Below are 18,097 nucleotides of genomic sequence, written 5' to 3'. Positions count from 1 at the left end.
ACAAAACATCCGCAATGATAAAGAATTCAAGGGCCGACGTGTGAGTTTGGCGCGGTTCGACCTGCAAGCGCTGGGTCAGAGCGCAACCGTCTGAGTGTCTATTGATGTTCATAGGGCATCAATCGATGAAAACATAGCACTTATCGTTTCAAAGTGTGTCCGGCAGACTCCTTTCCCATAAGCGCTTACAACACTCTAATAAGATCGCTGGAGAACACTGATGCACAGCTCATCCCCATCAGGAACAGGCAACACCCGGTCGAAGGCCGGAGCAGTATTTCGCGTCACTTCAGGCAACTTCCTCGAGCAATTCGACTTCTTCCTGTTTGGCTTTTACGCCACCCAGATCGCCTCCGCCTTTTTCCCGGCCAGCAGTGAATTTGCTTCGCTGATGATGACCTTCGCGGTTTTCGGTGCGGGCTTCCTGATGCGCCCGCTGGGTGCAGTGATTCTGGGCGCTTACATCGATGACGTGGGCCGGCGCAAAGGCTTGATCGTGACCCTGTCGATCATGGCCAGTGGCACGTTGTTGATCGTCCTGGTGCCCGGTTACGCGAGCATCGGCTTGTGGGCACCGGCATTGGTGCTGGTCGGCCGCTTGCTGCAAGGCTTTTCCGCAGGCGCGGAATTGGGCGGCGTGTCGGTGTATCTGGCAGAGATGGCGACACCCGGCCGCAAGGGCTTCTACACCAGCTGGCAGTCAGGTAGCCAGCAGGTGGCAATCGTGGTCGCCGCTGCACTGGGTTACGGCTTGAACCAATGGATGACACCTGCTGCTGTCGCCGACTGGGGCTGGAGAATTCCGTTCGCCATCGGCTGCCTGATCATCCCGTTCATTTTCCTGCTGCGCCGCAGCCTGCAGGAAACCGAAGAGTTCGCCACGCGCGCTCACCGTCCGACCATGCGACAGGTGTTCGCGACGCTGCTGCAAAACTGGCGCGTGGTGATTGCCGGCATGCTGATGGTGGCGATGACTACCACCACGTTTTACCTGATCACCATTTATGCACCGACATTCGGCAAAACCGTACTCAATCTGAGTACCTCCGATGCGCTGCTGGTGACGTTGCTGGTCGGTGTATCCAACTTTATCTGGCTGCCGGTCGGCGGCATGTTGAGCGACCGTTTCGGACGCAAGCCGCTGCTGGTAGCGATGACCCTGCTGACCATCATCAGCGCTTACCCGGCGCTGTCCTTTCTCGCTCAGGCGCCAAGCTTTGCTCATATGCTGGAAGTGCTGTTGTGGTTCTCGTTTCTCTACGGTTTGTATAACGGCGCGATGATTCCGGCACTGACTGAAATCATGCCGGTAGAGGTACGAGTGGCCGGTTTTTCTCTGGCCTACAGCCTGGCGACAGCGGTTTTCGGCGGTTTTACCCCGGCAATCTCGACCTGGTTGATCCATCTGACCGGTGACAAGGCCGCACCTGCTTACTGGATGACGTTCGCTGCAGCTTGCGCGCTTGGCGCGACCCTGGTGCTCTACCGGCACCTTTCGGTTCGCCCGCAACTGGCTGTTTAATAAAGGAAAAAACTATGAAACTGTTGCATAAACATCAATTGGCGGTGCTTTTTCTGGGCTGTATGGCAGTCAGCGTTGCCGCTCAGGCTGAAGAGCTCAAGGTCATGACATCAGGCGGCTTTACTGCTGCATATAAACTGCTGGGGCCGCAATACGCGACGTCTTCCGGGGATACACTGGACACCATCCTTGGCCCGTCGATGGGCAAGGCCCCCGAGGCCATTCCAAACCGCCTGGCTCGTGGCGAGCATGCCGATGTGGTGATCATGGTCGGCTATGCGCTAGATGATCTGATCAAGCAAGGCAAGGTAGACCCGGCATCGCGGGTCGAGCTGGCCGATTCGCGGATCGGTATGGTGGTGAAGGAGGGGGCGGCCAAGCCTGCAATCGGTACCGACAGCGAGTTGAAAGACACGCTGCTCAAGGCGAAGTCGGTGGCTTACTCCGACAGCGCCAGTGGTGTGTACATCGAAAAAGAGCTTTTCAAAAAGCTCGGTATCGAGAAGGAACTTGCGCCGAAGGGCAAGATGATCGAGCGCATCCCGGTTGCTTCAGTGGTTGCCAAGGGCGACTACGAAGTGGGCTTTCAACAGGTGGCCGAGCTGTTGCCGGTTCCCGGCGTGACGTTCGTGGCGAAGATCCCGGAAGACGTTCAGTCGGTTACCCGCTACGCGGCTGGCATTCCGGTCAATGCCGAGCACCCGAAGCAGGCAAAGGCATTGCTCGATTACCTGGCGTCCCCAAAAGCGCAGGCCACGGTGCAGTCCACCGGGCTGGATTCAGTTCCCCGCTGAGCGTAGCGGCATCTTCCTGACCAGTCGTTCCAGTTCAAGGGCTGCAGGCGTCAATGTCCTCCCGCGACGTTTGATCAGCCCTACGTTGCGAACCACTTCAGGTGCAACCAATGGCACGCTCACCAGAAACGGGTGAGCGGTCATCGGCATGGCAATCGAGGGTACCGCCGCCACGCCGAGGCCGGCCTCCACAAGGCCGATCATGGTGGTGACATGCCGCGTTTCGCAGATACTCTCCTTGTGCGGGCGCGAGAGCGCCAGCGCCTGATCCAGTACCAGCCGGTTACCTGACGTTATGTCCAGAGCGATGTAGTCGTGGCGGTACATTTCCTCCCAGCTCACGCTGGCGCAGGTCGCAAGCGGGTGATCCCGGCGGCAGGCCATCACATAGCGTTCCTGTAGAAGCAATTCGAAGTCGACCTCCGGTGCCAGATTGCCGCTGAAACTCACCCCGAAATCTGCCTCGCCAAGGGCAACTGCGCTGTTGACCTCATTGGCGCTGGCATCCATGACCCGGATTCTGATTTTTGGAAACAGCTTATGAAACTCGCTGATGACCTGCGGCATGAAGTAATAGGCGGCTGACGGCACGCAAGCAATGGTGACGCTGCCCATCCGGGTGGAACCGACGCCATCGATGGTCATCAATGCGATGTCGAGGTCATCCAGTATTCGCTCGACCTGAGGCAGAAATGCACGGCCCACCGTGGTCAGGCTGACCCTGCGGGTGGTGCGTTCAAACAGCTTCACGTTCAGCGCAGACTCAAGCTTTTCTATGCGGCGGCTGAGGGCAGGCTGGGTGATCTGCACGGTTTCAGCGGCCTTGCGGAAGCTGCCATTCTCGACCACGGCACGAAATGCCTGGAGGTCGTTTAGGTCGAAATTGATGGGCATTCGAACATCGGTCTATTGATACGGGGTGCGCATGAATATATCAGGTTGCGCGGGCCCGCTGGCAGGGGGGAGGAGAGGGGGGATTTTCATAAAGGCCAGAAACGACAAAGCCCCGAATAATCAGGGCTTTGCGCTACCAAATATGGCGGAGGCATAGAGATTCGAACTCTAGGACCTGTTACAGTCGGCAGTTTTCAAGACTGCTGCCTTAAACCACTCGGCCATACCTCCACTATCGTTGCGGGCGCCATAATACCGGAATGAAACAAGCTGTCAAACTCTGTGACTAGCCAGTTGCAGCGCCTCTGTTATGATCTTTGCAACTCAACATTTCAACAGGAAGGAGTTTCGCCATGCGCGAACAGGATTACAGCCTTAAAACCGGCATGCAGGCCGACCAGCTAGAGGTTAGTCGTGTCCTGCGCAATACTTACGGTCTTCTCGCTCTGACGCTGGCTTTCAGCGGCGTCATGGCATTTGTCGCTCAGCAGATGCGCGTCGGCTACCCGAACATTTTCGTGGTACTGATCGGCTTCTATGGTCTGTTTTTCCTGACCAACAAATTGCGTGATTCGGTCTGGGGTCTGGTTTCGACCTTTGCCTTGACAGGTTTCATGGGTTTCCTGCTTGGCCCTATCCTTAACCGTTATCTGGGCATGGCCGGTGGCGCCGAAGTGGTTAGCTCCGCTTTCGCGATGACCGCACTGGTTTTCGGCGGTCTGTCGGCTTACGTATTGATCACCCGCAAGGACATGAGCTTCCTGGGTGGCTTCATCACCGCAGGCTTCTTCGTTCTGCTTGGTGCGGTAGTGGCCAGCATGTTCTTCCAGATCAGCGGTTTGCAACTGGCGATCAGCGCAGGCTTCGTGCTGTTCTCGTCGGTCTGCATTCTGTTCCAGACCAGCGCGATCATTCAGGGTGGTGAGCGCAACTACATCATGGCGACGGTCAGCCTGTATGTATCGATCTACAACCTGTTTATCAGCCTGCTGCAGATTTTCGGCATCATGAGCCGCGACGACTGATGACTTCGGCCTGACTACTCAGGCCGTTGCACTTCAAACAAAAGCCCCGATCTTTCGGGGCTTTTGCATTTCCGGGATTTGAGAAGTGTCAGGATCTCAGGTGATGGCGATATGCCTTTCCGGAAGCCTGGGAAGGGCAAGCCGGATTGGCCAGAGACTGTCCGTCCACTCAAATTACGCATCGTAGGACACCTGACCGATCAGTCATCTTTATCAAGATTGTCCTCGTCTGCTCAAGCACTTATCAGCTTTTGATCATCACAAAAAATAATATCGGACGATTCCCCAAGGCCTGTAGGCACTTCCCCGTTTGGGCCAATTGACATCACTGAAGAGAGCTGGACACAAGATTTCTAAATGTGTCAGCTTTGTTACGCATCAAAGCGTTACGCAACAGCAACACAAGGCGAGTGACTGGACTCTCTCGCTACAGGGGGGAGTCCCGCCGCACCTAACCTGTTAATCAGCAAACAAGGAAGTGTCATGACGAAAGTCAAAGAAAATGCTGCAATTCAACTCTCTGCTGCTACCAGCACCTCTTTCGACCAGATCAATACGTTCGCTCACCAGTACGACCGTGGCGGTAACCTCACGATCAATGGCAAGCCTTCGTACTCGGTCGATCAGGCCGCCGATTACATCCTTCGCGACGACGCTGCGTGGACTGATCGCGATGGCAACGGCACCATCAACCTCACGTACACCTTCCTGACCGCCAAGCCTGCCGGGTTCGACAATTCGCTGGGGACTTTCAGTGCGTTCAACGCACAGCAGAAAGCACAGGCCGTATTGTCGATGCAATCCTGGGCAGACGTTGCCAAAGTCAGCTTTACCCAGGCGGCTTCCGGCGGCGACGGGCATATGACCTTTGGCAACTACAGTAACGGCAGCGCTGGTGGAGCGGCTTTTGCCTATCTGCCCAGCGGCAACAGCCGTACGGACGGTCAGTCCTGGTACCTTGTCGATAACAGCTACAAAGTCAACACGACACCGGACAATGGCAATTACGGTCGTCAGACCCTGACCCATGAAATTGGCCACACCCTGGGCCTGTCTCACCCTGGCGACTACAACGCTGGCGAAGGCAACCCGACCTACAAGGATGCCAGCTACGCAGAAGACACGCGTGGCTACAGCGTCATGAGTTACTGGAGTGAGTCCAACACCGACCAGAACTTCGTCAAGGGCGGCGTTGCGGCGTACTCCTCGGCACCGTTGCTGGACGATATTGCGGCTGTTCAACAGCTCTATGGCGCGAACATGAGCACCCGTGCCGGTGATACGGTCTACGGTTTCAACTCCACCGCCGGGCGTGATTTCTACAGCGCCACTTCTGCCTCTTCCAAGGTGGTGTTCTCGGTGTGGGACGGCGGGGGCAAGGATACCCTCGACTTCTCGGGTTTCACCCAGAACCAGAAGATCAACCTCAATGCGGCCTCGTTCTCGGACGTGGGTGGCATGGTGGGTAACGTTTCAATTGCCAAAGGCGTGGTGGTTGAAAACGCGGTGGGCGGTTCGGGCAACGACCTGTTGATCGGCAATGCCGCTGCCAACGACCTCAAAGGTGGTGCCGGCAACGACATCATCTACGGCGGTGGCGGTGCCGACAGCCTGACCGGTGGTGCTGGTGCAGACATTTTTGTGTTTGGTGCCAGTTCCGATTCGAACCGTGCAGCGCAGGATACGATTCGTGACTTTGTCAGCGGTCAGGACAAAATCGATGTATCGGCCATTTCCACGCTGAGCGCGCTACAGTTCGTCAACGCGTTCAGCGGCCATGTCGGCGAAGCGATCCTCAGCTACAACCAGAGCAGCAATCTGGGTAGCCTGGCGATCGACTTCACAGGTCAGGGTGTGGGGGACTTCCTCGTGGGCACTGTTGGTCAAGCGTTGGCTACTGATATCGTGGTTTAATCTGTAACAATCATGGACGACCCTGCTGTCGTCCATGATCTGGAAAGTACCCCATCATGAAGATCAATCACGTTGTTCGAATCGTGCCAGTGGCTTTTGCGCTGCTGGTGGGTATTTCTGGAGCAAGTATGGCCATGAGTTTGAAACTGCCCGACCCAGCTGAACTCAGCGGCAAGTGGCGACTTTCGCTTCAGGGAAATACGGACGAAGCCTGTGAGCTGCACCTCAACACGGATGTACCGAAACTGACGGGCGATCTCGCCTGTGCAGTAAAGTGGTTGCACGAAGCACCCACTGGCTGGTTTCCGACTCCGGATGGCCTGGCATTCACCGACAAGGAAGGCAATCGCCTGATTCACCTCAATAACATGGGGGAACAGATCTATCAGGCGCGTCTGCCAGGCGGTGAAGTGCTGGTACTTGGACGGCTCGCCGATTAAGCGTTTCATGGACCTGCGCGAGTTGTTTGTTAAAACCCAGGGATGTCACTCCGTCACCAGCAAGACCATCAAGGAACAACCATGAGTGCGTTGCCCCAAAGCGCCCGGCCGCCGCTTTATAAAGCGCTGGCTGACTACAAGAGCGCGTTGATTGGTGTCGGTTGTTTTACCGCGCTGATCAACGTGTTGATGCTCGCCCCATCGATTTACATGTTGCAAGTCTATGACCGTGTACTGACATCGCAGAACCAGACTACCCTGGCCATGCTGACGCTGATGGTGGTCGGGTTCTTTGCGTTTATCGGCCTGCTGGAGATGGTCCGCAGCTTTGTGGTGATCCGCATCGGCAGCGAGCTGGAGAGGCGTTTCAATCTGCGCGTCTATCAGGCCGCGTTCGAGAGCAACCTGCACGCTGGACAGCGTCAGGCTGGACAGGCGCTGGGTGACCTGACCTTTATCCGCCAGTTCCTCACCGGGCCGGCGTTGTTCGCGTTCTTCGACGCCCCGTGGTTTCCCATCTACCTGGCGGTGATCTTCCTTTTCGACCCTTGGCTTGGCGTGCTGGCCAGCGTGGGGACGGTGTTGCTGGTCGGACTGGCCTGCCTCAACGAATGGCTGACCCGCAAACCGTTGGCCGAGGCCAGTGGATACTCGCAGCAGTCTGCGCAATTGGCGACCCGACACCTGCAACAGGCCGAGGCGATCCAGGCGATGGGCATGCTCGAAGTGTTGCGGCGTCGCTGGTTCCATGTGCATGGGCGCTTTCTGGCCTTGCAAAACCGTGCCAGTGACACTGGAGCGGTGATCAGTTCGATCAGCAAGGCCCTGCGCCTTTGCCTGCAGTCGCTGGTGCTGGGCCTGGGCGCACTGCTGGTGATAAACGGAGAAATGACCGCAGGCATGATGATCGCCGGTTCGATCCTCATGGGAAGGGTCCTCAGCCCCATCGATCAACTGATCGCAGTCTGGAAGCAATGGAGTTCTGCACGCCTGGCTTACGGGCGTCTGGACCAGTTACTCAAGACCTACGCCGAGCCCGCGCCGCGCATGCCACTGCCAGCACCGCGCGGTCAGATCAGCGCGGAACAGGTCAGCGCTGCGCCTCCGGGAAAAACGTCGCCGACGATTCAGCAAGTGAGCTTTCAGTTGCAAGCCGGTGAAGTGCTCGGCGTGCTGGGAGCATCCGGTTCCGGCAAATCGACTCTGGCGCGCGTGCTGGTCGGTGTCTGGCCTGTGCTGGGCGGTACGGTACGCCTGGACGGTGCCGACATGCATCGCTGGGATCGCGAGGCGCTGGGCCCCTATATTGGCTATCTGCCGCAGGACATCGAGCTGTTCGGTGGCACCGTGGCAGAAAACATCGCGCGTTTTAGCGAGGCCGACGCGAGCGCTGTGGTTGCTGCCGCGCAACTGGCGGGCGTACACGAATTGATTCTGCGTCTGCCGCAGGGCTACGACACGCGGCTGGGCGATGATGGCGCTGGCTTGTCAGGCGGTCAGAAACAGCGCGTCGCGTTGGCCCGAGCGCTGTATGGCGATCCGCGGCTGGTGGTGCTTGATGAGCCCAATTCCAATCTGGACGCCGCAGGCGAAGCGGCCTTGACCCAGGCGATTGCTGAACTCAAGACCCGCGGCTGTACCGTCGTGCTCGTCACCCACCGTACGCAGTCGTTGAACCAGACCGATCGTCTGCTGGTGCTGAGCGAAGGTCGCATGCAGGCATTCGGCACCACGGCTCAGGTGTTGCAGGCTTTGTCCGGGCAGGCATCGTCCGCGCAAGCACCGCAAGCGCACCCTCAATCGCAATCTCGCCCTGCACCTGCCGGGCTTTCCATGAGCCGTCAGTACGGCACGCAGAACAGGCAGTCCGACGTATGAGCAGCCCTATCGACACTCATTACACCGTGCCGGGCAAGGAGCGCGGCGTGCAGTTCTTCGTTCGCGCAGGCTGGATTCTCATGCTGGCAGGCGCGGGCAGTTTCTTTCTATGGGCGAGTCTTGCCCCGCTGGATCAGGGCATTGCCGTGCAGGGTACCGTTGTGGTGTCGGGCAAGCGCAAGGCCGTGCAGTCGCTGGATGGCGGCGTGGTCAGCAAGATTCTCGTCAGCGAAGGCCAGTCCGTGAAGGAGGGCGAGCCGCTGTTTCGTCTTGATCAGACTCAGGTCGAGGCCGACGTGCAATCGCTGCGTGCCCAGTATCGAATGGCCTGGGCCAGCCTGGCTCGCTGGCAGAGCGAGCGTGACAACCTGGATGAGGTGCACTTTCCCGCAGAACTGATCGCCGCCGGGCAGGGGCAGAACCCCGACCCGCGTCTGGCACTGGTGCTTGAGGGCCAGCGGCAACTGTTCAGCAGCCGGCGACAGGCGCTGGCTCGAGAACAGTCCGGTTTGCAGGCGAGCATCGAGGGTGCCGGTCTGCAGCTCGCCGGCATGCGCCGTGCCCGCTCGGACCTGCTGGCTCAGGCTGACTCGCTACGCAAGCAACTGAGTAATCTGGAGCCGCTGGCGCAGAACGGTTTCATTCCGGGCAACCGTCTGCTGGAGTTTCAACGCCAGCTTTCTCAAGTGCAGCAGAGCCTGGCGCAGAACGCAGGCGAAACCGGGCGGATAGAGCAGGGGATCGTCGAGTCGCGATTGCGTCTTCAGCAGCAGCGCGAGGAGTATCAGAAAGAAGTGCGCAGCCAGTGGGCCGATGCCCAGGTCAAGGCGCTTACCCTTGAGCAACAACTGGCTTCGGCAGGTTTCAGTCTGCAGCACAGTGCAATTCTTGCCCCTGCTGATGGCATCGCCGTCAACCTGGGCGTGCACACCGAAGGCGCAGTGGTGCGTGCCGGTGAAACCCTGCTGGAAATCGTACCGCAGGGCACACGGCTTGAAGTCGAAGGGCGGCTGCCGGTGCAGTTGATCGACAAGGTAGCCAGCCATTTGCCGGTCGATATCCTCTTCACTGCGTTCAATCAAAGTCGCACGCCGCGGGTTTCTGGTGAGGTAAACCTGATTTCCGCCGATCAGATGCAGGATGAGAAAACCGGCCAACCCTATTACGTGCTGCGCACTTCGGTGGGCGATGCGGCACTGGAAAAACTCAACGGGCTGGTGATCAAGCCGGGCATGCCCGCTGAAATGTTTGTGCGCACGGGCGAACGCTCGCTGCTCAATTATCTGTTCAAACCTTTGCTGGACCGTGCCGGCTCCGCGTTGACGGAGGAATAGGATGTCTCGTCATCCCCTGAAAGCCGCTTTGCTGACGGCCATCCTGCTGGGCACTGCTTCATTGAGTCATGCGATGGGCCCGTTTCAGGTCTATGAGCTGGCGCTTCGCAACGACCCGACTTACCTGGGCGCGCTCAAGGAGCGCGATGCGGGCCTGGAAAATAAGGTAATCGGTCGTGCAGGCTTGTTGCCGCGAGTTTCGTACAGCTACAACAAAGGGCGTAACGACTCCAAGGCCACCCTTAAAGGCGGCCGTGAAGACACCACGGACCATCGCCACTACAACAGCTTTGGTTCAAGCCTGACGATTCAGCAGCCGCTGATCGATTACGAAGCCTATGCCAATTACCGCAAAGGCCTGGCTCAGGCGTTGTTTGCCGACGAGACTTTTCGCAGCAAGAGTCAGGAATTGCTGGTGCGGGTTCTGACCCTCTACACCCAGGCGCTGTTTGCGCAGGACCAGATCAATATAGCCCGCGCCAAACAGCAGGCGTTCGAACGCCAGTTTGCCCAGAACCGGCAAATGTTCCAGCAAGGCGAAGGTACCCGCACCGACATTCTTGAAGCGGAATCGCGCAACGAGCTGGCGATTGCCGAGCAGATAGAGGCCAGCGACGAGCAGGACGCGGCCTTGCGCGAACTGGCCGCGTTGCTGGGCGAGTCGAGTATCGATGTTGCGCAGTTGGAGCCGTTGAGAGACAGTTTTCAGGCGCTGGTGCTGGCACCGTCCAGCTTTACCGAGTGGCATGCGCTGGCCATGGCCAACAGCCCGATCCTGGCCTCGCAACGCCAGTCGCTGGAAGTGGCGCGATACGAGGTGGAGCGCAACCGCGCCGGGCATCTGCCGACGGTGAATGCTTACGCGAGTATCCGTCAGAACGAGTCGGACAGCGGCAACACTTACAATCAGCGTTACGACACCAACACGATAGGTATCGAGCTCAATCTTCCGCTGTACGCCGGAGGCGGCACCAGCGCCTCGGTGCGTCAGGCCAACAGCAAGCGCGAGCAGGCGGAATACGAGCTGGAGGGCAAGACCCGCGAAACCCTGATCGAGCTGCGTCGTCAGTTCAACGCCTGTGCGTCAGGGGTGAGCAAGTTGCGCGCTTATCAGAAAGCATTGGTCTCGGCGCAGGCACTGGTCGAGTCGACACGTCAGAGTATTCTCGGCGGCGAGCGCATCAGCCTGGACGCACTCAACGCCGAACAGCAGCTTTACAGCACCCGGCGTGATCTGGCGAAAGCCCGCTATGACTATTTGATGGCCTGGATAAAACTGCATTACTACGCCGGTACGTTGCGCGACACCGATCTGGCGCGTATTGACGAGGCCTTCGTTGTGGCGCGCTGAGTGTCGTTGGTCAGTTCTGCGCGGTGAAACGCGCCAGCGAGAAGGCTGAAAGGTCTACATCGCTGGTGCCGTGAATACAGCGTTGCGCAAGGGCCAGCCCGAGCCCGGCTGAGTGTTTGAAGCCGTGACCGGAGCAGGCCGAAACCACTGTCACGTTCTTCAGATGGGGGTGTTCATCGATGATGAAGTGGCAGTCCGGCGTGACGGTGTAGGCGCAGACCGAAGACTTGACCACGTTCGGCGTCAGTCCCGCAATCTTGCCCTGCACCTGGGTCTGGAACATTTCCTGCTCCTCCCTTGCCGTAACAGTGCGATCCAACTGGTCGGCAGCGGATGTTTCTATGTATTGCTCGGTGGCGACCTTCATACTGTTTTCACCGGGCAGGGGCGGGAAGCCATAGTTGACGTCATCCTCTCCGGGCCCGTGAGTCAGAATGAAGCTCGGCGAAACCGGTGCAAAAGCGGCATTCTCCTGCAACTCGAACCAGAACAGCTTTTGCCGACACACCCGCAGCAGATCGCGAAACGGAGCGCCGAGCAATTCGGCTGACCACATACCTGCACTGACCACGACCTTGTCAGCTATGATCGAGCCCTTGTCGGTGGTAATGCGCACCTGATCACCCTGCGCCTGTAAGTGCGTGACCGTCTCATGGGTCAGCAACCTTGCGCCGTGTTGCCTCGCCAGCCGCAGCTGTACCGCGATGCAGCGCTCCGGGCGGACAAATCCGCCTTCGGGTTCAAAGTAGCCAATGGCGGTATCCCGAACAGGGGTGAATTGGGGAAAGCGCTCGCGAATGGCCGCCGCCGCCAATACTTCGTGCTTCACGCCATAGGTGCGGGCCAAAGCGATGGTCTGGTGGGTGAAGTCGTTACTGTCTTCAGGATCGTACGCAGGGCTGGAGGTCATCACCAGCACTCCGCACTGCTCAAACAGTGACTCGCCGCTCAGCGCCTCGAGTTCGCGCCAGATGCTGTGCGAACTGCGTACCAGCGGCAGGTACTGCGGGCCTTCACCAACCGACAGCCGTGTGATGCGCGTATCGCCGTGGCTGGAGCCCTGGGTGTGCGGAGGGGCGTAGCGATCGACGCCAATCACATCGACTCCGGCCTTCGCCAGTTGATAGACAGTGGCTGCACCCATGGCACCCAGACCGAGCACGGCCACTTCACAACGCTGCTGCATAATCGGAATGCCTCGATAAATCTCTTATTTCACGCCGGACAGACTGCCGAATCAACCGCCAAACGTGCATAAGGTTATGTCACGAAGCACTAATGGCCATTACCAGTGCCATCACGCATGAGGGTGTGGGGAACCTGTAAAAATTTACGCTTGCGCTGCTCAGGGTTTTTAAGGTCCGAAATTGATGAAAAGTTGTCCACGGAAATCGTGGGTATGTCTGTGGGTAACTTTTTGAAACCCTTGTTACACGTGGCTTACAGCTGTGTGGTTATTTTATGAACAGCTCATGTTTTGCACTTCCATGGTGCTGCCACCAGGCTGGAAAACAGGTCCGCTATAAGCGATTTAAAGCACAAAAAAGAAATATTTTTCAAAAAAAAGCGCGACCCTCATCAGGTCGCGCTGCTTTTTTTACGAGTCAAGCGATGGTCGTTACACGAGAGGCTGATCGCTCCATTCACCGTTGACCAAGCGACGCAGACCCAGCGGGTTGGCATTCTGCAATGCAGGCGGCAACTGGCTGTCGGCCAGGTTCTGATAGCAGACCGGGCGCAGGAAGCGGTCGATGGCCAGAGTGCCAACCGACGTGCCACGTGCATCCGAGGTTGCCGGGTACGGGCCGCCATGCACCATGGCTTCACAGACCTCAACACCAGTCGGGTAGCCGTTGAACAGAATACGGCCGACTTTCTCTTCCAGTATCGGTTGCAGCCAATTGTATTGGCTCAGGTCTGCAGGTTCGCCGATCACAGTCGCGGTCAACTGGCCACGCAAGGCTTGCAGCGCGTCTTTCAACTGCGCATCGTCAGCGACCTCGATTATCAGCGTGGTCGGGCCGAAGACTTCTTCCTGCAACAACTGGTCGCCGTTCAACAGCAGACTGACGTCAGCCTTGAACAACTGGGCCTGCGCCTGTTTGCCTTCCTGCGGCTTGCCAGCCAGATGCGTTACGCCCGGATGCGACAGCAAATGCTCGACGCCTTTGCTGTAGCTGCGCAGACCACCCGCGTTGAGCATTGTCTGCGGCGCCTGACTGCCCATCTGTTCGGTCAGTTGCTCGACGAACTTGGAAAACGCCGGGGAGCGCAGGCCGATGACCACACCGGGGTTGGTGCAGAACTGACCGGCACCCATCACCACCGAACCGGCAAGCTCTTTGGCCACGGTTTCGCCGCGTGCCTGCAGGGCACCTGGCAGCAACACTACCGGGTTGATACTGGACATCTCGGCAAACACCGGAATCGGCTGTGGACGCTCGGCGGCCATTTTGCAAAGAGCGTTGCCGCCGTTCAGCGAGCCGGTGAAACCGACGGCCTGGATAGCCGGGTGTTTGACCAGACCTTCACCAACGCCGTTACCGAAGATCATGTTGAATACGCCTTTCGGCATTTGAGTGCGTTCTGCGGCGCGGATGATAGCGCTGGCCACCAGATCGGCAGTCGCCATGTGGCCACTGTGCGCCTTGAACACCACCGGGCAACCGGCAGCCAGTGCCGCAGCGGTGTCACCGCCAGCAGTGGAAAACGCCAGCGGGAAGTTGCTCGCGCCGAACACGGCAACCGGGCCCACGCCGATGCGATACTGGCGCAGGTCGACGCGTGGCAGCGGCTTGCGGTCCGGCAGGGCCAGGTCGATGCGTGCACCGACGAAATCACCGCGACGCAGAACCTTGGCAAACAGGCGCATCTGGCCGCTGGTACGACCGCGCTCACCCTGAATACGTGCCTGGGGCAGGGCGGTTTCCTGGCAGACGATGGCGACGAAATCATCACCCAGCTGATCCAGTTCATCGGCAATGGCGTCAAGGAAATCGGCGCGGCGGGCCGGGCTCAGTTGACGGAATTCTGGAAAGGCAGCCTTGGCGGCGAGGGCGGCAGCGTCGATTTCGCCGTCGGTAGCCTGATGGAAGCTGTAAGGCAGTTCTTCGCCTGTTGTGGCATCCAGACTTTTTTGCAGGCTTTGGCCCAGAGCGCTGCGGCCGCCAGCGATGAAGTTCTGGCCGAGAATGTTAGGCATCGGTATCTCCTGTTGTTTTGAGGTTGGAGGTCGGTATGGAAGGTATCCGGACCGGCGCTCCTTATGGGTTGCCGAGTTGCTTTACAGATTGTCAGTGATGTGGCGTGTAAAAGCAGGCCAGCAATCATTTTTCTAAAACCAGTGGGCAGTCATCGTACAACTTGATTCGCTGCTGATGCAACTGTCGCCCTGATTTGTCAGGTCAAGCGTTGCTGCTCTTTATAATGCATGGGCGCAATCAGGCTTCTATCGTGGCGCGCCTTTGTGACTTTTAAGGGGGTGTAGCGTTGAGTTTGTGCAGCGCATCCAGCACCTGGCGCAATGCCTTGCTGACCGGTTTGTCCTGGCGCAACGCAATTCCCAGTGTGCGGCTCAACCCTGGCACCAGCGGCAGCACCTGCAAGCCGCGGCGATGATGGGCCGCAGCAACCGCCATGCGCGGAACGATACTGTAGCCCAGGCCCGCCGCGACCATTTCCTTGATGGCCTCGATGCTGCCCAGTTCCATGACCGGCTTTACCCGGATTCCGGCCTGCAGGAACCATTCATTGATCAGCAGCCGGGTACTGCTGCCTGCCTCGAAGACCACCAGCGGTAGTTCGCTGAGGTGCTCCGGGGTCATTTCAGCGAGAGTCGGCTGCTGGCTGCTGGCGAAGATCGCCACGAACTCATCTTCAAGCAGCGGGGTGATATGCAGGCTGCGACCCGAGGCGGGCAGCGTCACCAGTGCGAGATCCAGACGGTTTTCTTCCACAGCCTTGAGAATGCCGTCCGTGTTGCCAGTGCTGACCCGCACATCCAGTTGTGCAAAGCGGCGGCGCAAGGCCTGCAGCATGGGCGGCAGCAGATGAATGCAGGCGGTCGCGCCAGTGCCGATCGCAACCTGCCCGGCAACGCCGCTGGCGTGACTGGACAACTCCAGCAGGGCATCCTCGACCACCGCATCAATGCGCGCAATATGCTCCAGCAGCGTAGTGCCTGCCGAGGTGGGCTTGAGCCGCTTGCCTACGCGCTCGATCAATTTCAGGTTCAACTGGTCTTCCAGCTGCCGAACTTGCAGGCTTACCGCAGGCTGGGTCAGGTGCAGTCGCTCGGCCGCTGCGGAGAAGCTGCCGTGCGCTATGACCAGCGAGAAGGTGTGCAAGTGATTCAGGTTGAGTCGGCGCATGGCAAAGTATTTCTTATGCTGTGAATGATAAATCATAGCTTTTTTAACGGTGTGGTGAGCGGCATGATTGCGCTCATCCAACGACATTTGCCCAGAGCCCCATATGACCCCGACCTTTATCCTGCGTGATGCGTGTGATCAAGACATGCCTGCCGTACAGGCGATTTATGCCGACCATGTGCTGCATGGCATTTCCAGTTTCGAACTCGATCCGCCGAGTGTCGCCGAGCTGTTGCAGCGCCGTGCGCAGGTGCTCGTCAACGGCCTGCCATATCTGGTGGCCGAGCTCGCCGGGGAGGTGGTCGGCTATGGCTACGCCACACCCTATCGTCCGCGTCCTGCTTACCGCTTTACCGTAGAAGACTCGGTTTATATACGGGACGGTATGGGCGGGCGGGGCATCGGTCTGGCATTGCTTGGCGAGCTGGTACAGCGCTGCGAGCAGGGCGGGTGGCGGCAGATGGTCGCGGTGATCGGCAATAGCGAGAATATCGCGTCGCTGCGTCTGCACGAGCGCCTGGGTTTTCGCCGTGTCGGGGTATTCGAGTCAGTCGGCTTCAAGCACGGTCGCTGGGTGGACACCGTGCTGATGCAGCGCATGCTCGGCGACGGCTCGGGCAGTGCACCTTCCGAGCGGGCCTGACTGACGTGGACCGCGCTGATCTGTCCAGGCTGGCGGTAGTCAAACTGGGGCTCGCGCAACTGATCACTTGGGGGGTGACGTTTTATCTGCCGGGGGCTTTCGGCAATGCGATTGCCGATGATCTGGGCTGGAGCGGCCAGCAGGTTTTTTCCGGGCTGTCAGTTGCGCTGCTGGTCATGGGCCTGGTTTCAATCTTCAGTGCGCGTTTGCTCCAGCGTCTCGGTGCACGGCAGGTGTTGCAATACGGGGCCGGGCTCAACGCGCTTGGCTGCTGCGTGCTGGCCGTGTGCAATACCCCGCAGTTGTGGTTTCTTGGCTGGGCAGTGCTGGGCGTCGGCATGCGTTTGTCACTTTACGACGCGCTGTTTGCTGCCCTGGCAGCGCTGTTCGGTGCACGCTCTCGGGCGCTGATGGTGCAGATTACCTTGTTGGGCGGGCTGGCTTCGGCGGTATTCTGGCCGCTGGGCCACGGCTTGTTGAATGCGTTGGGCTGGCGTAGTGCGGTTGCTGTCTACGGCTGCCTGGCATTGCTCAGCGGGTTATTGGTCAGCGGCCTGCCGGACTCCCGGTTGCCGGTCTTGAACGCCGGGCCAGCCGCGCCTGCGCCCGCTGACACCACGCCCTGGATACCTCAGCTCGGCTACGCCCTGAGCATGTCCCTGATCGCGTTCCTGTCAGCCGGTCTGTCTGCCCATTTACCCGCGTTGCTGGCTGGTTTGGGTGTGCCGGTCGTGCTGGCAGCGCTGTGGGGCATCGGTCAGACCTGCGCGCGTCTGGCGCAGGCTTTGCTGGCGCAGTCGATGCCTGCACTGCGCCTGAATGTCTGGGTCGCTGGCGGAATGGTGCTGTGTTTCACCCTGGGGCTGCTCAGTCAGGGCCATACCCTGCTGGCCTGCATGTTCCTGTTCGGTTATGGCGCGATGAACGGGCTGGCCACATTGCTGAGGGCGAATCTACCCTTTGAGCTGTTTGCACATTCGCATTACGTACACCTGCAGGGCCGATTGCTGGCTCCTGCCTTTCTGCTGTCAGCTGGCGCTCCGTGGTTTTTTGCGTGGGTGCGTGAAGGGCAGGGCGACAGCGGTCTGCTGTGGTTGTCGCTGGCGATCAGCCTGGTGTTGATTGCAGTGGCAATTGTGTTGAATCTGAATGGCCGCGGAAAATGAAATTGTCCAACAATCCGGTTCAATAGCGTTGCCAGTAGTCGCCTGAATGGTTAGGGTACGCGGCTGTTCAAGAAGGAGCCTGATATGACTCTGCATGACCCCACGGAAACGGGCACGGCAGTCACCCGACACAGGCGCGCGCCAAAGGGTGAAAAACGCCGCAAAGAGCTGCTTGATGCGGCCTTGCAAGTGTTTTCCCTTGAGGGCTATACCGGCGCTTCGGTGGCTAAGGTAGCGGCCATCGTCGGTATTTCCGTCGCCGGGCTGCTGCACCATTTTCCCAGCAAGATCTCGCTATTGATGGGCGTGCTGGACCGCCGCGATGAGGTCAATAGCCGCATTGCTGCCGAGGTGCGCACAGACAACACGTTGACCGGCCTGCTCGGCGGCCTGCGCGCTATCAACCGTTCCAACGCCACAGCGCCCGGCGTGGTGCGTGCCTTTTCGATTCTCAATGCGGAAAGTCTGCTGGAAAACCAGCCTGCCTTTGAATGGTTCCAGACGCGCTACGAGCGTATTCACGCGCACTTGATGGGACAGTTTGCAGGTTTGGTGGAGCGCGGGGAGGTGCGTGCGGATGTGGATCTGGACAAGATCATCCGGCAGATTCTGGCGATGATGGATGGTTTGCAGATTCAGTGGTTACGCTTTCCCGATCAGGTGGACCTGGTCGAGTGTTTCGATACCTACATTGCGCAGGTCGATGCAGCGGTAAGGGCTCGTCCCTGAGCCTTTATTTGTCCGTTTACCCTTCAGTCAGCTAACG

15 protein-coding genes and 1 tRNA gene are annotated in these 18,097 nt (G+C 58.8%); 11 read left to right on the top strand and 5 right to left on the bottom strand.

The window, feature by feature from the left end; genetic code table 11:
- The first annotated feature begins 220 nt into the window (after window positions 1-220).
- Window positions 221-1,522: an MFS transporter gene (gene tcuC, locus KP808_RS15240; RefSeq protein WP_044345597.1), complete on the top strand. Its 1,302-nt coding sequence runs from the start codon at window positions 221-223 to the stop codon at window positions 1,520-1,522.
- A 14-nt stretch (window positions 1,523-1,536) separates the two neighbouring features.
- Complete coding sequence (locus KP808_RS15235; RefSeq protein WP_004665682.1) at window positions 1,537-2,316, top strand: substrate-binding domain-containing protein; 780 nt, start codon at window positions 1,537-1,539, stop codon at window positions 2,314-2,316.
- Here the strand turns inward: KP808_RS15235 and KP808_RS15230 are convergent.
- Both KP808_RS15230 and KP808_RS15225 read right to left on the bottom strand, forming a co-directional pair.
- Entirely contained in the window at window positions 2,302-3,210 is a 909-nt protein-coding gene (locus KP808_RS15230; RefSeq protein ID WP_058400407.1) for a LysR family transcriptional regulator, read from the bottom strand. The genes KP808_RS15235 and KP808_RS15230 overlap by 15 nt on opposite strands.
- A 143-nt stretch (window positions 3,211-3,353) precedes the next feature.
- Window positions 3,354-3,441, bottom strand: a tRNA-Ser gene (locus KP808_RS15225).
- A 122-nt stretch (window positions 3,442-3,563) separates the two neighbouring features.
- Here KP808_RS15225 and KP808_RS15220 point away from each other — a divergent pair.
- From KP808_RS15220 to KP808_RS15195, 6 genes are all read left to right on the top strand, one after another.
- Complete coding sequence (locus tag KP808_RS15220; protein WP_002553978.1) at window positions 3,564-4,235, top strand: Bax inhibitor-1/YccA family protein; 672 nt, start codon at window positions 3,564-3,566, stop codon at window positions 4,233-4,235.
- A gap of 483 nt (window positions 4,236-4,718) precedes the next feature.
- Window positions 4,719-6,149 carry a serralysin family metalloprotease gene (locus KP808_RS15215; protein ID WP_058400408.1) on the top strand — a complete coding sequence of 477 codons (1,431 nt, stop codon included), beginning with the start codon at window positions 4,719-4,721 and terminating at the stop codon, window positions 6,147-6,149.
- 56 nt (window positions 6,150-6,205) lie between these two features.
- Window positions 6,206-6,589, top strand: a complete 384-nt coding sequence (locus KP808_RS15210) for a protease inhibitor Inh/omp19 family protein (protein ID WP_230016434.1) — start codon at window positions 6,206-6,208, stop codon at window positions 6,587-6,589.
- Between the two features lie 81 nt (window positions 6,590-6,670).
- A complete protein-coding gene (locus tag KP808_RS15205; RefSeq protein ID WP_058400409.1) occupies window positions 6,671-8,467 on the top strand; it encodes a type I secretion system permease/ATPase in 1,797 nt (598 codons plus the stop codon).
- Window positions 8,464-9,801, top strand: coding sequence for an HlyD family type I secretion periplasmic adaptor subunit (locus tag KP808_RS15200; protein ID WP_122258956.1), 1,338 nt, complete (start codon window positions 8,464-8,466; stop codon window positions 9,799-9,801). The genes KP808_RS15205 and KP808_RS15200 overlap by 4 nt, the downstream gene beginning before the upstream one ends.
- A gap of 1 nt (window position 9,802) precedes the next feature.
- The gene (locus KP808_RS15195; RefSeq protein WP_230016433.1) at window positions 9,803-11,152 is read left to right on the top strand and encodes a TolC family outer membrane protein; all 1,350 of its coding nucleotides are present in this window, start codon (window positions 9,803-9,805) and stop codon (window positions 11,150-11,152) included.
- Window positions 11,153-11,162: 10 nt separating this feature from the next.
- On the opposite strand, the gene solA is transcribed toward KP808_RS15195, so the two are convergent.
- The 3 genes from solA to KP808_RS15180 form a co-directional block, all read right to left on the bottom strand.
- Window positions 11,163-12,338, bottom strand: a complete 1,176-nt coding sequence (gene solA, locus KP808_RS15190) for an N-methyl-L-tryptophan oxidase (RefSeq protein WP_230016432.1) — start codon at window positions 12,336-12,338, stop codon at window positions 11,163-11,165.
- Window positions 12,339-12,770: 432 nt separating this feature from the next.
- Window positions 12,771-14,354: an aldehyde dehydrogenase (NADP(+)) gene (locus tag KP808_RS15185; protein ID WP_058400412.1), complete on the bottom strand. Its 1,584-nt coding sequence runs from the start codon at window positions 14,352-14,354 to the stop codon at window positions 12,771-12,773.
- A 271-nt stretch (window positions 14,355-14,625) separates the two neighbouring features.
- On the bottom strand, window positions 14,626-15,522 hold the full coding sequence (locus tag KP808_RS15180; protein WP_230016431.1) for a LysR family transcriptional regulator: 897 nt from the start codon (window positions 15,520-15,522) through the stop codon (window positions 14,626-14,628).
- 103 nt (window positions 15,523-15,625) lie between these two features.
- On the opposite strand from KP808_RS15180, the gene KP808_RS15175 reads away from it, so the two are divergent.
- The 3 genes from KP808_RS15175 to KP808_RS15165 all read left to right on the top strand — a co-directional run bounded on the left by KP808_RS15175 (window position 15,626) and on the right by KP808_RS15165 (window position 18,060).
- Window positions 15,626-16,165, top strand: coding sequence for a GNAT family N-acetyltransferase (locus KP808_RS15175; RefSeq protein ID WP_005780062.1), 540 nt, complete (start codon window positions 15,626-15,628; stop codon window positions 16,163-16,165).
- A 5-nt stretch (window positions 16,166-16,170) separates the two neighbouring features.
- Window positions 16,171-17,331 carry an MFS transporter gene (locus KP808_RS15170; protein ID WP_230016430.1) on the top strand — a complete coding sequence of 387 codons (1,161 nt, stop codon included), beginning with the start codon at window positions 16,171-16,173 and terminating at the stop codon, window positions 17,329-17,331.
- 84 nt (window positions 17,332-17,415) lie between these two features.
- Window positions 17,416-18,060 carry a TetR/AcrR family transcriptional regulator gene (locus KP808_RS15165; RefSeq protein ID WP_004659547.1) on the top strand — a complete coding sequence of 215 codons (645 nt, stop codon included), beginning with the start codon at window positions 17,416-17,418 and terminating at the stop codon, window positions 18,058-18,060.
- Window positions 18,061-18,097 lie beyond the last annotated feature (37 nt).

The sequence above is a fragment of the Pseudomonas savastanoi genome (assembly GCF_020917325.1).
GTDB classification, from domain to species: domain Bacteria; phylum Pseudomonadota; class Gammaproteobacteria; order Pseudomonadales; family Pseudomonadaceae; genus Aquipseudomonas; species Aquipseudomonas amygdali.
This window is presented reverse-complemented; position numbering and strand designations above follow the sequence as displayed.

Bases quoted from the DNA above. Each gene is read 5' to 3' on its own strand.
- KP808_RS15215 (WP_058400408.1), top strand. From the start codon at position 4,719: ATGACGAAAGTCAAAGAAAATGCTGCAATTCAACTCTCTGCTGCTACC.
- KP808_RS15230 (WP_058400407.1), bottom strand. From the start codon at position 3,210: ATGCCCATCAATTTCGACCTAAACGACCTCCAGGCATTTCGTGCCGTG.
- KP808_RS15165 (WP_004659547.1), top strand. From the start codon at position 17,416: ATGACTCTGCATGACCCCACGGAAACGGGCACGGCAGTCACCCGACAC.
- KP808_RS15235 (WP_004665682.1), top strand. From the start codon at position 1,537: ATGAAACTGTTGCATAAACATCAATTGGCGGTGCTTTTTCTGGGCTGT.
- KP808_RS15195 (WP_230016433.1), top strand. From the start codon at position 9,803: ATGTCTCGTCATCCCCTGAAAGCCGCTTTGCTGACGGCCATCCTGCTG.
- solA (WP_230016432.1), bottom strand. From the start codon at position 12,338: ATGCAGCAGCGTTGTGAAGTGGCCGTGCTCGGTCTGGGTGCCATGGGT.
- KP808_RS15185 (WP_058400412.1), bottom strand. From the start codon at position 14,354: ATGCCTAACATTCTCGGCCAGAACTTCATCGCTGGCGGCCGCAGCGCT.
- tcuC (WP_044345597.1), top strand. From the start codon at position 221: ATGCACAGCTCATCCCCATCAGGAACAGGCAACACCCGGTCGAAGGCC.
- KP808_RS15180 (WP_230016431.1), bottom strand. From the start codon at position 15,522: ATGCGCCGACTCAACCTGAATCACTTGCACACCTTCTCGCTGGTCATA.
- KP808_RS15175 (WP_005780062.1), top strand. From the start codon at position 15,626: ATGACCCCGACCTTTATCCTGCGTGATGCGTGTGATCAAGACATGCCT.
- KP808_RS15205 (WP_058400409.1), top strand. From the start codon at position 6,671: ATGAGTGCGTTGCCCCAAAGCGCCCGGCCGCCGCTTTATAAAGCGCTG.
- KP808_RS15210 (WP_230016434.1), top strand. From the start codon at position 6,206: ATGAAGATCAATCACGTTGTTCGAATCGTGCCAGTGGCTTTTGCGCTG.
- KP808_RS15220 (WP_002553978.1), top strand. From the start codon at position 3,564: ATGCGCGAACAGGATTACAGCCTTAAAACCGGCATGCAGGCCGACCAG.
- KP808_RS15200 (WP_122258956.1), top strand. From the start codon at position 8,464: ATGAGCAGCCCTATCGACACTCATTACACCGTGCCGGGCAAGGAGCGC.